The 13,041-nt window shown below is 73.4% G+C and carries 11 protein-coding genes; 2 read left to right on the top strand and 9 right to left on the bottom strand.

Going from position 1 to position 13,041, the window contains the following annotated elements; genetic code table 11:
- Positions 1-48: 48 nt before the first annotated feature.
- Both mqnP and FRADC12_RS17080 read right to left on the bottom strand, forming a co-directional pair.
- A complete protein-coding gene (gene mqnP / locus FRADC12_RS17085) occupies positions 49-951 on the bottom strand; it encodes a menaquinone biosynthesis prenyltransferase MqnP (RefSeq protein WP_045877396.1) in 903 nt (300 codons plus the stop codon).
- Between the two features lie 55 nt (positions 952-1,006).
- Positions 1,007-2,461 carry a menaquinone biosynthesis decarboxylase gene (locus FRADC12_RS17080; RefSeq protein ID WP_045877395.1) on the bottom strand — a complete coding sequence of 485 codons (1,455 nt, stop codon included), beginning with the start codon at positions 2,459-2,461 and terminating at the stop codon, positions 1,007-1,009.
- 373 nt (positions 2,462-2,834) lie between these two features.
- On the opposite strand from FRADC12_RS17080, the gene FRADC12_RS17075 reads away from it, so the two are divergent.
- Positions 2,835-3,245: a PLD nuclease N-terminal domain-containing protein gene (locus FRADC12_RS17075; RefSeq protein WP_052710972.1), complete on the top strand. Its 411-nt coding sequence runs from the start codon at positions 2,835-2,837 to the stop codon at positions 3,243-3,245.
- A 32-nt stretch (positions 3,246-3,277) separates the two neighbouring features.
- Here FRADC12_RS17075 and ccsB read toward each other — a convergent pair whose 3' ends face one another.
- The 6 genes from ccsB to hemL all read right to left on the bottom strand — a co-directional run bounded on the left by ccsB (position 3,278) and on the right by hemL (position 10,307).
- Positions 3,278-4,411: a c-type cytochrome biogenesis protein CcsB gene (gene ccsB / locus FRADC12_RS17070; protein WP_045877394.1), complete on the bottom strand. Its 1,134-nt coding sequence runs from the start codon at positions 4,409-4,411 to the stop codon at positions 3,278-3,280.
- Positions 4,411-6,396, bottom strand: coding sequence for a cytochrome c biogenesis protein ResB (gene resB, locus FRADC12_RS17065; RefSeq protein ID WP_045877393.1), 1,986 nt, complete (start codon positions 6,394-6,396; stop codon positions 4,411-4,413). The genes ccsB and resB overlap by 1 nt, the downstream gene beginning before the upstream one ends.
- On the bottom strand, positions 6,393-7,346 hold the full coding sequence (locus tag FRADC12_RS17060; RefSeq protein ID WP_045877392.1) for a cytochrome c biogenesis CcdA family protein: 954 nt from the start codon (positions 7,344-7,346) through the stop codon (positions 6,393-6,395). The genes resB and FRADC12_RS17060 overlap by 4 nt, the downstream gene beginning before the upstream one ends.
- A gap of 31 nt (positions 7,347-7,377) precedes the next feature.
- Entirely contained in the window at positions 7,378-7,983 is a 606-nt protein-coding gene (locus FRADC12_RS17055; RefSeq protein ID WP_502685265.1) for a TlpA family protein disulfide reductase, read from the bottom strand.
- Between the two features lie 309 nt (positions 7,984-8,292).
- Positions 8,293-8,949 (bottom strand): histidine phosphatase family protein, encoded by a 657-nt coding sequence (locus FRADC12_RS17050; protein WP_045877391.1) that lies wholly within the window; start codon positions 8,947-8,949, stop codon positions 8,293-8,295.
- On the bottom strand, positions 8,946-10,307 hold the full coding sequence (gene hemL / locus FRADC12_RS17045) for a glutamate-1-semialdehyde 2,1-aminomutase (RefSeq protein ID WP_045877390.1): 1,362 nt from the start codon (positions 10,305-10,307) through the stop codon (positions 8,946-8,948). The genes FRADC12_RS17050 and hemL overlap by 4 nt, the downstream gene beginning before the upstream one ends.
- Before the next feature lie 278 nt (positions 10,308-10,585).
- On the opposite strand from hemL, the gene FRADC12_RS17040 reads away from it, so the two are divergent.
- Positions 10,586-11,509 (top strand): TIGR03564 family F420-dependent LLM class oxidoreductase, encoded by a 924-nt coding sequence (locus FRADC12_RS17040; protein ID WP_045877389.1) that lies wholly within the window; start codon positions 10,586-10,588, stop codon positions 11,507-11,509.
- Between the two features lie 124 nt (positions 11,510-11,633).
- Here FRADC12_RS17040 and FRADC12_RS17035 read toward each other — a convergent pair whose 3' ends face one another.
- The gene (locus FRADC12_RS17035) at positions 11,634-12,986 is read right to left on the bottom strand and encodes a glycosyltransferase (protein WP_045877388.1); all 1,353 of its coding nucleotides are present in this window, start codon (positions 12,984-12,986) and stop codon (positions 11,634-11,636) included.
- Positions 12,987-13,041: the final 55 nt, after the last annotated feature.

Genomic DNA, 13,041 nt, shown 5'->3' with positions numbered 1-13,041 from the left:
CTGCCGTCGCGGCGGCGCCGTTCGCGGCGGGACTGCCGGCCGGATCCGTCACCCGCGCAGGCCGCGGATGACCAGGTCTGCGAGGGCGAAGACGAACAGCGCGATGCCGACGAAGCCGTTCGCCGTGAAGAACGCCCGGTTGACCTTGGAAAGGTCGTTCGGCCTGACGATCGCGTGCTCGTACCCGAACGCCACGGCGGTGACGGCGATACCGACCCACCACAGCGCGCCGAAATGCTCCATCAGGCCGAAGACCACGAACAGCGCGAACGTCACGGCGTGGGTGACGACCGAGGCGGCCAGCGCGGCCCGCACCCCGAACCGGGCCGGCACCGAACGGACCCCGATCCGCCGGTCGACCTCGACGTCCTGGCAGGCGTAGATCAGGTCGAAGCCACCGATCCACGTCCCGACCGCGAGCCCGAGCACGACGGCGGCCCACGACCAGTGCCCGGTGATCGCGATCCACGCACCGATCGGCGCCACCGCCTGGGCGATCCCGAGAATGACCTGCGGGAAGTCGGTGAACCGCTTGGCGTACGGGTAGACGACCAGCGGCACGGCGGCGGCCGGCGCGAGCGCCAGGCACAGCCAGCCCAGCGCCGCCGCGGCCGCCAGGAACACCGCCAGCGCGACCACGCTGCCGATCACCGCGGTGCGGACCGCGACCACGCCGGTGACCAGCTCGCGCGTCGCCGTCCGCGGGTTCTGCGCGTCGATCCGCCGGTCGATGACCCGGTTCGCGGCCATCGCGAACGTCCGAGCCGCGACCATCGCGACCGTGACGAGAACCAGATCGGCCCAGTGCACCGTTCCGGAGGCCCGGAACCCGGCGGCGAGCGCCGCGACATAGGCGAACGGCAGCGCGAAGACCGAGTGCTCGATCTTCACCAGCCGCAGGAACGCCTTCGGCTTCTCGATGGCTCCCGGCAACGCCACGGCCTCGGTCAACGTCCCGCTCCCGGAGTTCCCGTCCGACCGGCGAAGCAGATCGTGGAGGTTCGGCTCACGAGATCCCGTACTCCTTCCAGCGCGAGGTCACCAGGTCCCGGGTGGCCTCGTCCATGACGCACTCGTCCGGCCAGCCCCCGGCCCGGCGGTAGCCCTCGGTGGGCAGCTTGCGGGTGGCGTCGATGCCCGCCTTGCCGCCGTAGAACTGCTCGTACGACGAGTGGTCGAGGTGGTCGACCGGGCCGATGGTGGTGACCAGGTCGTGGGCGTAGTCGACATTGCCGAACGCTCGCCAGGCGACCTCGGAGTAGTCGTGCACGTCACAGTCCGCGTCGACGACGATCACCAGCTTCGACAGCGAGAGCAGCCCGGCACCCCAGACCGCGTGCATCACCTTCTGCGCCTGCTTCGGGTAGCGCTTGTCGATCGACACGACCGCGCAGTTGTGGAAGACCCCGGCCTCGGGCAGGTCGTAGTCGACGATCTCCGGGATGAGCATCTTGATCAACGGTAGGAAGATCCGCTCGGTGGCCTTGCCCATCGGGCCGTCCTCCTGCGGGGGGCGGCCGACGACGATCGTCTGGTAGATCGGGTCCCGCTGCATGGTCATGACGTCGACGTGCAGGGCCGGGAACGGCTCGACGGGAGTGTAGAATCCGGTGTGGTCGCCGAACGGGCCCTCTGGGAGGCGCTCCCCCGGCTCCAGCCAGCCTTCGAGCACGATCTGGGCGTTCGCCGGAACCTGCAGTGGGACGGTCAGGCAGTCGACCAGCTCCACTCGCTCACTGCGCAGGAAGCCGGCGAACAGGTATTCGTCGATGTCCGCCGGAAGCGGAGCGCTCGCCGCGTAGGTGACCACCGGGTCACAGCCGAACGCGATCGCGACCGGAAGCCGCTCGCCGCGCCGCTCGGCGACGGCGTGGTGGGCGTTCGAGTCCTTGTGGATCTGCCAGTGCATCCCGACGGTCCGGGCGTCGTGCCGCTGCAGCCGGTACATGCCGAGGTTGCGGGCGCCGGTCTCCGGATGGCGGGTGTGAGTCAGACCGAGGTTCAGGAACGCGCCGCCGTCGTCCGGCCAGGACAGGATGCCCGGCAGCCGGAACAGGTCGACCTCGTCGCCCTTGTAGACGACGTCCTGGCAGGGCGCGGTCCGGACCTTCTTCGGCGGCATGTTCGTCAGGCGCGCGGCCTTGCCGAGGGCGTCCCGCATGCCGGAGAAGCCGTGTGGCAGCTCCGGGCGCAGCATGTCGGCGATCCGGTCACCCAGGTCGTCCAGCTTCTCGACGCCGAGCGCCCGGGCCATCCGCTTCTCGGTGCCGAAGACGTTGATCGCCAGCGGCAGGTCCGAGCCGACCGGGTTCTCGAACAGCAGCGCCGGCCCACCCGCGCGCACCACGCGTTGGACGATCTCCGTCACCTCGAGGCGCGGATCGACCGGGGCCTTGATGCGGCGCAGTTCGCCGTGCTTCTCGAGGTCGCCCAGAAACGCGCGCAGATCCGCCCAAGCCATGGCACCCATCCTCGCAGCGACCAGGCCCGTCGCGTCGTCGCCTCCCCGGCCGGATCTGGTCGCGCGGCGCGGGCGAGGGCCACCAGCCGGCGGCACCGGTGCGCGCGTCTTGTGACCGGGCGGACAGGGCGCCCGGTCATGACGCACACTGTCCGTGCGCGCGGACCGCCGGGCCCCGCCCCGCGCGGGCAGGCGGATGGTGGCCGTGTGACGACTTCGGGGCACGGCCCGTGGACGATTCGGCGCGCCGTAGGCTGAGATGGCTGCCGAGAGGGTCCTCGCGCAGAACGGAGCGGCCCGCGCCCGACGCCGGTATCGGCCGGGCGGCCCGACAGCGCGGTGAGCAGCGAGCAGGAAGGGGTGCGGACAGCCGGTGAGCCTCCTGCTCTATGTCGTGTTCTACGCACTACTCGCCTATGTGATCGTGGACATCGCGCGGACGCCGCGCGAGGACGTCCGGACGCTCACGAAGGCGATCTGGATCGTGCTGGCGCTGCTGCTCTACCCCATCGGCGGCGTGCTCTGGTTCGTCTTCGGCCGGCCCCGCTCGTCGGCGCTCGGGCGCCGCCGCGGGATGGCGTCGCGCCGCGACCACCCCGCGTTCGGCGGCCGGTTCGACATCGTCGAGTCGCAGCGCGTCGCCGGTCCGAGCCTGTTCCGCGGCCACGCCCGTACCGACCGGCCGACTGGCCCCGTCGGCCCGGATGACGACCCCGAGTTCCTCCGCGAGCTCTCCGAGCGCCTCCGCCGGGAGAACCCCGACGGCCCGGCACCGCTGCTCTGAACCTTCGCCCGCGATCCTTCTGGTTAGCCGCGTCAGGCCGAGACGCCCGCGTACGAGTGCAGGCCGGTCAGGAACAGGTTGACCACGTAGTAGTCGACGAACAGCGCGCTGAAGGCGACCAGGGAGACCGCGGCGGCCTTCTTGCCCCGCCAGCCGGCGGTGGCACGGGCATGCAGGTAGGCGGCGTAACAGACCCAGGTGATGAACGACCAGGTCTCCTTCGGGTCCCAGCCCCAGTAGCGGCCCCAGGCAGCCTCGGCCCAGATCGCGCCGGCGATGACGGCGAACGTCCAGATCGGGAAGCCGAAGGCGATCAGACGGTAGGTCAGCGTGTCCAGCGAGGCGGCCGCCGGCAGCTTCATGACGATGCCGCCGCGGCTGCGCATCGCGGCGGTGACCTCGGCCCGGCCGGCGGCGACCTCGGCGAGCTGGTGCTCCCAGCGGTTCTTGACCAGGAACAGCACCGTGGTCACCGCGGAGACCAGATAGATGCCGCTGGCCAGGATGGCCGCGACCACATGGATCTTCAGCCAGTACGAGTTCAGCGCGGGCACCAGCGGCCCGGCCGCCACATAGAGCACCGTGCCGGCGAGCCCCATGTAGACCAGCACCGGGAACGTGACGAAGACGCCGAGCCAGCGGACGTCGAACCGGGCCAGCAGCACGAGGAAAGCCGTGATCGCGATCAGGCAGATCATCGACGAGAACTCGTACATGTTGCCCCACGGCACCCGGCCGGCGGCCAGGCCGCGGGTCACCACGGAGCTCAGGTGCAGCGCCCAGCCGAGCACGGTGAGCACGACCGCGATCCGGCCGATCAGCAGCGCCCGGGCCGGCTGCTCGTCGTCCTCCCCGCCGATGCCCGGGCCCCCGGCGGCCGGGGGCTCCGGGCTGGCGGCGGGCGCAGCTGTCGTGGCGGGGGCGGGGACGTCGGCGGCCGCGCCGGTCGTCGTGGCACCGACGAGCGCGGGCTCCCGGGCCGGCTTGTCCGCCTTGGCGGCGACCGAGCCGGCGGCCCCGACTGCCGCCTGCGCCTCCGCTCCGATACGGCCGAACCGGCTGAAGGCGAACTCGGCCGCATAGCCGAGCATCCCGGCCGCGTACAAGGCCATCGCGCCGCCGTAGAGGTGGTCGGATAGCGAGGCGAGGCCCTCGTTGACGGCCATCACGGCTCCCGTCTGCTGCTGGAGGGGGCGTTCTCATCGTTGGTCGGGGTGGCGCCGCCGGCTGCGGCCTGGCCAGGTCGCGGGGGCGCCGGCTCGGCGGGCTTCGGCGTGGCGACGGCCTTGGAGGCGGACGTTTCCGAGGCCGAGGCGGCCGGACCAGGGCTGGCCCGGGTCGGGCCTGCCGCCTCCGCGGCGGCGGTCGCGGCGCGCAGCTGGGTGGTCAGTGCGGTGAGCTCCGCGGCGAAGCCCTCGGCGTCCGAGCGGGACAGGCCACCGATCTCGACCCTGCTACCGGCACCGGCGGTACGGGCCCGGACCCAGACGCGCCGGCGGCGGACCCGCAGGCTGACGATCAGACCCAGGATGATCGCGATGGCCGCGGCGAGCACCAGGTCCTTCGTCGGGTCGGACTTCACCTGGAACTGGGCGTACTCGCGTACCCCGTCGACGGAGAGCGACAGCCCACCCGGCAGGTTGGTCATCGTCCGCTCGTCGGCCTGGCCGATCCACAGGGCCTGCGAGATCACGCCGTTGCCGGTCGGCCCGTCGGAGGTGAACTGCTTCATGTCCCGCGTGTCGAGGGAGTAGATGTTCTGCGGGATTCCCTCGTTGACGTGCAGGTTGCCGACGTAGCCGGTCAGCGTGATGGCGGGGTTGGCGGCCGCCGGGTAGATCGAGACGAGGCCCTGAGCCGGGTCGGCGATCGTCGTCGGGGTGAAGAAGCCGGTGAAGGCGAGCTGCTGGGGCGTCTGGAGCCTGCCCACCGGCGCGAGCCCGGCGTCGGGGATCTTGACGACGCACAGCGAGCGGAAGTTCGGGTCCTCCTGGGCGCAGGTGACGTACGACTCCCAGACGACCTTCCCGGCCTTGTCCCGCAGCACGAAGTGCGGCGCGTAGCCGTGGCCGAGCAGGTAGACCTTGTCCTTGCCGATCACCAGCGGGTGGTTCGGCTTGATCACGGTCTTCTTGACCGGCGCGTCCAGGCCGGTGGAGTACGACACCGTCGCGGCGAACTCCTTGGGCTCGCCGCTGAGCTGGTAGCTGGCGCTGAATTTGTCCAGTGTGACCGAGTACGGCCGCAGGTCGGCGGTGTTGACCATCGCGCCGGCGGTGAACTGGTCGTAGGACAGCAGCGTGTTCGAGAACCCGTCGCCCTGGACGACCAGCATCGAGCCCTGGTAGCCGTACCAGGAGCCGAGCCCGACACCCAGCAGCAGGATCATCAGCGCGATGTGGAAGACCAGGTTCCCGGTCTCGCGCAGGTAGCCCTTCTCGGCGGCGACCGAGTGGTCGGGGCTGCCATCCGGACGGGTGGCCCCGTGGGCAGCGACCGCGACCCGGAAGCGGCGCGCACGCAGCATCGCGGCCGCGGCGGCGGTGGCCTCGCCCGGCGCGAGCGGGCTCGCGAAGGCGGAGCCGCCGGCGAGGCGCGCCGGCCGGGCCGGTGCCGCGGGCGGGCGGCCGAGCAGCGCCTGCGCGTGCCAGCGCACCCGCGACCACAGGCAGCCGATCAGCGAGATGAAGAGCAGCACGTAGATCGCGGCGAACCACGGCGCGCTGAAGACGTGGAACAGCGAGAGGCGCTCGAAGATCGGCCCGAGCGTCGGATGGTTGGCCCGGTAACGCTGCACCAGGATCGGGTTGATGTTGTTCTGCGGGAGCAGGGAGCCCGGGATCGCGGCCACCGCCAGCAGGAACAGCAGGATCAGCGCGGTGCGCATGCTGGTCAGCACGCGCCAGCCGCGCCGGACCGGGTCGACCAGCCTGGCCAGACTGGTCCGCCCACCGTCCGCGGCGCCCTCGGGCGGCTTCGCCGTGACGTCGGGCATCCCCGTCTGCCGGGCCGCCGGGACGCCGAACGCGTCCGGCTGGGCGACGATCTCGTCGGCGTCGGTGTCGACGCCGGCGTCGACCTCGGTCGGCGAAGCGGCCGCCGGCTCGGCCTTGCCGGCCGTGGCGGTGGAGCTCGTCGAGGGTGGCGTCACAGCGGTGTCTCCGCGAATCCGGGGGCGAACGAGCGCAGCGTCGAGACCAGGTCGGCCCACTGACCGGTCACCTGCAGGACGCCGACGGCGATCAGCAGCGCGCCGCCGGCGAGGGTGAGCAGCCGGGCGTGCGACCGGACCACCGCCAGCGCGCCGGCGGCCCGGCGGAACCCGAGGCCGACGACGACGAACGGTACGCCCAGGCCCAGGCAGTACACGGCGGACAGGAACGCGCCGCGCCCCGCGGTCGCGCTCTGGACCGCCAGGCCCAGGACGGCGGTCAGCGTGGGGCCGAGGCACGGTGTCCAGCCGAGGCCGAACAGCACGCCGAGCAGCGGAGCGCCCAGCAGCCCCGGCGACGGCAGCCGGTGCAGGCGCAGCTCCCGGTTGGCCCACATGAACCGGGAGAACGCCCCCGCGAACAGCAGGCCCATCACGATCGTGACGACGCCGAGAACCCGGGTCACCCCGACCTGATGGATCCGAATCCAGCTCCCGACCCCGCCGAACGCCACGCCGTAGGACACGAACACGGCCGAGAACCCGAGCACGAACAGCCCGGTCCCCACGGTCACCCGCCCGACCCGGCGGACCCGGTCAAGCCCGCTGCCGAGCAGCCGGGCCGGCGTCCTGGCCGCGGGGCTCACCGGGCCGGTGCCCACGGGCGTGGCCGCGGTCGACGCGTCGGCCAGCCCCGTTCCACCGGCGGCTGCCCATGCCGCCGCCCCGACCAGCACGGCCTCGGCGGGAACGGTCTCGTCGGCCGTCGTCCTCGCGGCCTGGCGGGGCTCACCCTGCAGATCGGCGCCGGACAGGCCCGTGACGTAGGAGAGATAGCCGGGAACGAGCGGCAGTACGCACGGTGAGAAGAAGGACAGCAGGCCGGCCACAGCGGCGACCGGAGTCGCCAACAGCAGCGGCCCGTCGGTGACGAGCCCGGCGACGCTCATCGTGGGTCCCCGCCGCCCGTCGCGGCCGAGATCACGTCTCGGCCGCGAGCTTGTCGAGGACCGGGCCCAGGGTCTGCGCGGTCACACCGCCGGCGAAGCGCGCCGCGATGTCGCCCTTCGGGTCGAGCACAAACGTCGTCGGGAGGGCGACCGCGACCGGCCAGTGCGCGGCGAGGGTCCCGAGCTTGTCGATGATGCTCGGGTAGGTGACCTTGTAGTCCCGGACGAACGCCTGCGCGGGTGACGCGTCCTCCCGCTCGTCCACGCCCAGGAACGCGACGTCCGGCTTCTGCGTGGACACCTGGAGCAGGTTCGGCGTCTCGGCCCGGCACGGCGCGCACCACGAGGCCCAGAAGTTGACGACGACGATCTTGCCGCGCAACGAGGCCAGGTCCAGCTTCGTGCCGGTCAGCGTCGTGCCGGCCAGGTTGGGGGCGGCCTTGCGGTGGCCCGGCTCCGCGAAGTCCTGGCCCGGCGCCTGCTGGACGAACTTGAAGGTTCCGGTGGACGCGTCGACCCGGTTCGCCGAGCTGGAGCAGCCGGACAGGCCGAGCCCCCCGACCCCGACGGCCAGCGCCAACGACGGCAGCACGGCCCGGCGCCAGCCACGCGCGCCACGCCCCACGAGCACGGGCACGCGCGCGCCCCGCCGCGACCTCAGCACGTCACTCAGTATGTGCGCCACGTTCCGCGCCCCCACTGTGCCTCGGGTCCCTTCCGTCGCCGCACCCGCTCCCCGACCACGAGGACCCGCGTCTAGGACCGTCCGGCGTCCAGGACCATCCGACTCCAGGACCATCGACATCTACGACCATCCGTAGAACTTCACTCACCACAGTAAGCCGCGCCCGTCCCAGACGACGGCCGGGGCCCCGGGAACGGTTGTGACAAGCCCCATCGGCGGTCAGTCCAGGCGTGGGAGCCAGCCCGGGCCGCGGCGACGGTCCTAGGCGCCGACCGAGCCGGCGCCCTCGGCGGTGGGTCCGCTCGGTTCGGCGTAGCCGACGCGCAGCAGCGTCCCGTCGCGGTAGACGGCGGAGGTGACACTCGCCAGCCCGCACTGGCGGCGGTCGGGCCGGTGGAACAGGCGGCGGCCCTCGAGTGCGCGCCGCGCCGTCCAGACCGGGAGCTGGTGGCTGACCAGGATGACGTTCCGGCCGGGATGGGCGTCGCGCCACTCCCCGGCCGCGCGCAGCATGCGGTCCGCGATCTCGGTGTACGGCTCGCCCCAGGACGGCTTGAGCGGGTTACGCAGGACCGACCACATCTTCGGGTCCCGCAGCAGCCGGGGGCTCGCCTCGAACTTGCGGCCCTCGAAGAAGTTGCGGCTCTCGATCAGCCGGTGGTCGGTGAGCACCGGCAGGCCGTGGGCTGCGGCGATCGGGGCCGCGGTCTGCTGGGCCCGCAGCAGCGGGCTCGCGACGACCGCCGCCACGTCCAGGCCGGCGAGGTACTCGGCCGTGACCTTCGCCTGGCGCTCGCCGTTCTCCGACAGCCGGTAGTTCGGCAGCCGGCCGTAGAGGATCTTCTCGGGGTTGAACACCTCGCCGTGGCGAACCAGGTGCACGGTGGTCGTCCCCGGCTCGGCCGCCGGCTGCGTCACGAGGACACCGCCCCGGCCCGGCCGGCGGCGATCGGTGGGTCGGCGACCGCGGAGGCCGCACGGGCCGCGGCCGGCGCCGCGGCGGCGATCCGTTCGACGGCCTCGTCGTCGTGCGCGGCGGAGACGAACCAGGCCTCGAACGCCGACGGAGGCAGGTAGACGCCGGCGTCGAGCATGCTGTGGAAGAAAGCCGCGTAGCGGGCGGCTTCCTGGGCAGCGGCTCCCGCGTAGTCGATGACGGCGGCGGCGTCGGTGAAGAAGAAGCTGAACAGGTTGCCGGCGCTCGCCGGCAGATGGGCGACCCCGGCCTCGGTGAGCGCGGTGGAGACGATCCCCGCGACGTCTCCCGCGCGGGCGTCGACGGCCGCGTAGACCTCGTCCGTGCAGGCCCGCAGGGTCGCGAGGCCGGCGGCGACGGCCAGCGGGTTCCCGGACAGGGTGCCGGCCTGGTAGACCGGGCCGGCCGGGGCCAGCCGCGCCATCACGTCGGCCCGGCCGCCGAAGGCCGCGGCGGGCAGGCCGCCGCCCATCACCTTGCCGAAGGTGAACAGGTCGGGCGCCCAGCCCTCGGCCGCACCCTCGATCCCCCACCAACCGGCCCGGGACACCCGGAACCCGGTCATCACCTCGTCGAAGATGAACAGCGCGCCATGCTGGTCGCACAACCGGCGCAGACCGGCGTTGAAGCCCGGCAGCGGCGGGACGACGCCCATGTTCGCCGCGACGGCCTCGGTGATGACGGCCGCGATCTCGCCGCCGTGCTCGGCGAAGACCGACTCGACGAGGGCCAGGTCGTTGTAGGGCAGCACGATCGTGTCGGCGGTGGCCGCGCCGGTGACGCCGGGGGTGTCAGGCAGGCCGAACGTCGCGATACCCGAGCCGGCCGAGGCGAGCAGCGCGTCGACGTGGCCGTGGTAGCAGCCGGCGAACTTTATGATCTTCGTGCGGCCGGTGAAGCCGCGGGCCAGCCGGACCGCGCTCATCGTCGCCTCGGTGCCCGAGTTCACCAGCCGGACCTGCTCCAGCGGGGCCACCCGGTCGACCAGCGCCTCGGCCAGCTCCACCTCACCGGGCGTCGGTGTGCCGAAGCTGGTGCCGCTGGAGGCCGCGCGGTGCAGCGCGTCGACGACGTCCGGGTGCGCGTGGCCGAGGATCATCGGACCCCAGGAGCAGACCAGGTCGACGTAGTTACGCCCGTCGGCGTCGGTGAGGTAGGCGCCCTTCCCGGACACCATGAACCGCGGCACACCCCCGACCGCCCGGAAGGCCCGGACCGGCGAGTTGACCCCACCGGGCGTGACTCGCGCGGCACGTGCGAACAGATGCTCGGAGGCCGGGGCCGCGGACGGGACCACCACACCGGCCGAACGCGCGGGGCCGCCTGGGGCTGCGGGAACAGGCATGCCCCGATCCTCGCAGGTCCGCGGGAGGTCGCTACCCGCCCACCAGGCCCGTCCCGCGAAGGATGTGATTCAACTCATGCCGCGCCGGGCCGAGTCGACGAACCACCACTCTCCGCGACATTCCGGCCCGCGCCCGCCTCGGTGGCGGCCGGCCGGCCCGATGGCGTGTGCGGCCTCGCGGCGACGAAGATTACGGCAGCCCTCGTGCCAAGAGCCGAACGATCGGAGTCGTCATGCGCATCGGGACCATCCTGCCGGATCCCGGCGGCACGGACGCGCTCGCCCGGCTGCGGGACGCGCTGGCCCAGGCCGCCGACGACGGGCTCACGTCCGCGTGGATGAGTCACATCTTCGGCCTGGACGCGCTGACGTCGCTCGCCGTCGCCGGCAGCCAGGTCCCGGGGATCGAGCTCGGCACCGCGGTGGTGGCGACCTACCCACGCCACCCGGTCGCGCTCGCCCAGCAGGCCCTGACGACGGCGCTCGCCACCGGCGGCCGGCTCACCCTGGGCATCGGCCTGTCGCACCGGCTGGTGATCGAGGACATGTTCGGCTACAGCTTCGCCCGGCCCGCGCGGCACATGTCCGAGTACCTGTCCGCGCTGGTGCCGCTGCTCGACGGGCAGCCGGTGGACTTCAAGGGCGAGACCCTGCGGGCCGCCGCGGGCCTCTCGACGCCGCGGTCCGGCCGGGTGCCGGTGCTGGTCGCGGCGCTGGGGCCGGCGATGCTGCGGCTGGCGGGCGAGCGCACCGACGGGACGGTGCTGTGGATGACCGGGCCGGCGACCATCCGCGACCACACGGTCCCGACGATCCGGGCCGCCGCCGCGCAGGCGGGCCGCCCGGAGCCCCGGGTGGTGGCCTCGCTGCCGATCCGCGTCACCGACGACGTCGAGGGCGCGCGCGCCGCGGCCAACAAGACCTTCGCGATCTACGGCAAGCTCCCGTCCTACCGGGCGATGCTCGACCGGGAGGGTGCGGCCGGGCCGGCCGACGTCGCGATCATCGGCGACGAGGAGACCGTCGCGGCCCGGGTCGCCGAGGTCGCGGCCGCGGGTGCCACCGATCTCGTCGCCGTGCCGTTCGCTCCCGAGGGCAGCGTCGACGAGCGGCGCACCCGGGCCTTCCTGCGCGCCGCGGCCCAGTCCGCCGGGTAGCCGCGTCCGCCGGTTGGCCAATCCGGCGGACAGCCGACAGCCGGCGAGCGGGTCCGCTGGGCAGGCCCGCTCACCGGCTGAGCCAGCTCCCGGGTCGCGTGAGATCTCGCGGGTCGCCGGGGACTCAGCGCGGCTCGCCGAAGATGCCGTCAGGAATGGCCGGGCGGGCCGCGCCGGCGTCCGCCACGGGAGCGGGCGCCTGGTCGGGCACGAGGCCGGGCACGAGCTGGCCCGCGTCGACGCCCGGCTCCCGGCGCTTCGCCGCCCGCTGGTGGCGGGCCGCCGGGTCGCCGTAGGTGCGGCCCTTCCAGCTGGCGCCATGCCCGGCCCGGTGGCGCCGGGCCGAGTCGAGCGTCATCCCGAGGTAGAGCATCGCCGTCACCGGCAGCAGCAGCGCGGCCGGCGGCGGCTGGCGGTAGTACCGGATCATCGGCAGGTAGGTGCCGGCGAGCAGCAGCCAGCCGGCGCCGCCGAGCGCGGCGAGCGGCCACGCGCCGACGGCGAGCCCCGCCACCGTGGCCACGACCGGCACCACGAACAGCAGCAGCATGCCGACGGCCGTCCCGGCGAGCAGCGCGGCCGAGTGCCGCAGCCGGGTGAAGGCACCGCGGGCGACCCGGTTCCACAGGTCGGCGAGCGACGGGTGGGGCCGGACGCTGTCGGCCCGGTCGGCGAGGCCGAGCCAGGTCCGGCCGCCCGCGTTCTTGACCAGGCGGGCGATCGCCACGTCGTCGATGCCCGCGCCGCGGACCGCCGCGAGCCCGCCCGCGTCACGCAGCACCTCGCGGCGCACGAGCGAGCAGCCGCCGGCCGCCGCCACCGCGGACCGCGGCCGGTTCGACCAGCGGAAGGGGTAGAGCATGGCGAAGAAATAGCCGAACGCCGGGACGACCAGCCGCTCCCATCGGGAGGTGATGGCGAGCCGCGCCAGCTGGGAGACCAGGTCGAGCCGATGGGTCGTCGCCGCCTCGACCAGGGCGCGCAGCGAGCCAGGCCGGTGCGCGAGGTCGGCGTCCGTGAGCAGCACGAACTCGGCCTCGCCGGCGAACTCGACCCCGTACTGCAGCGCCCAGAGCTTGCCGGTCCAGCCGGCCGGCGGCGGCGTGCAGGACAGCACCGTGAGCCCGACCCCACCGAGCGCGGCCGCGTCACCGGCGTCTCGGGCGGCGGCCCGGCGAGCAAGCTCCTGGGCGGCCAGGTCACGGGCGACCTCCGCCGTGCCGTCGGTGCTCGCGTCGTCGACGAGCACCAGGGTGACCGGGCCAGGGTAGTCCTGGCCGAGCAGGCTGGGCAGGGTCATCGGCAGCACGAGCGCCTCGTCCCGGGCCGGGACGACGATCGCGACGGGCGGCCACTTCGCCGGTGCGCGCCGCGCTGGCAGCCGCTGGCCGGTCCGCCAGTAGCCACCCCAGCAGACCACCAGCCACACCCAGGCGCCCAGCGCGACGGCCGCCGCCGCTGTCAGCACCAGAACCATCTGAGCCATCACTCTCCGTAGCCTGCCACGGCACGGAGCAGACGGCAGCCGCGCA

This window comes from Pseudofrankia sp. DC12, from assembly GCF_000966285.1.
Classification (GTDB): domain Bacteria; phylum Actinomycetota; class Actinomycetes; order Frankiales; family Frankiaceae; genus Pseudofrankia.
Note: the sequence above shows the minus strand (reverse complement) of the source record. Positions and strands in the feature narration are given on the sequence as shown.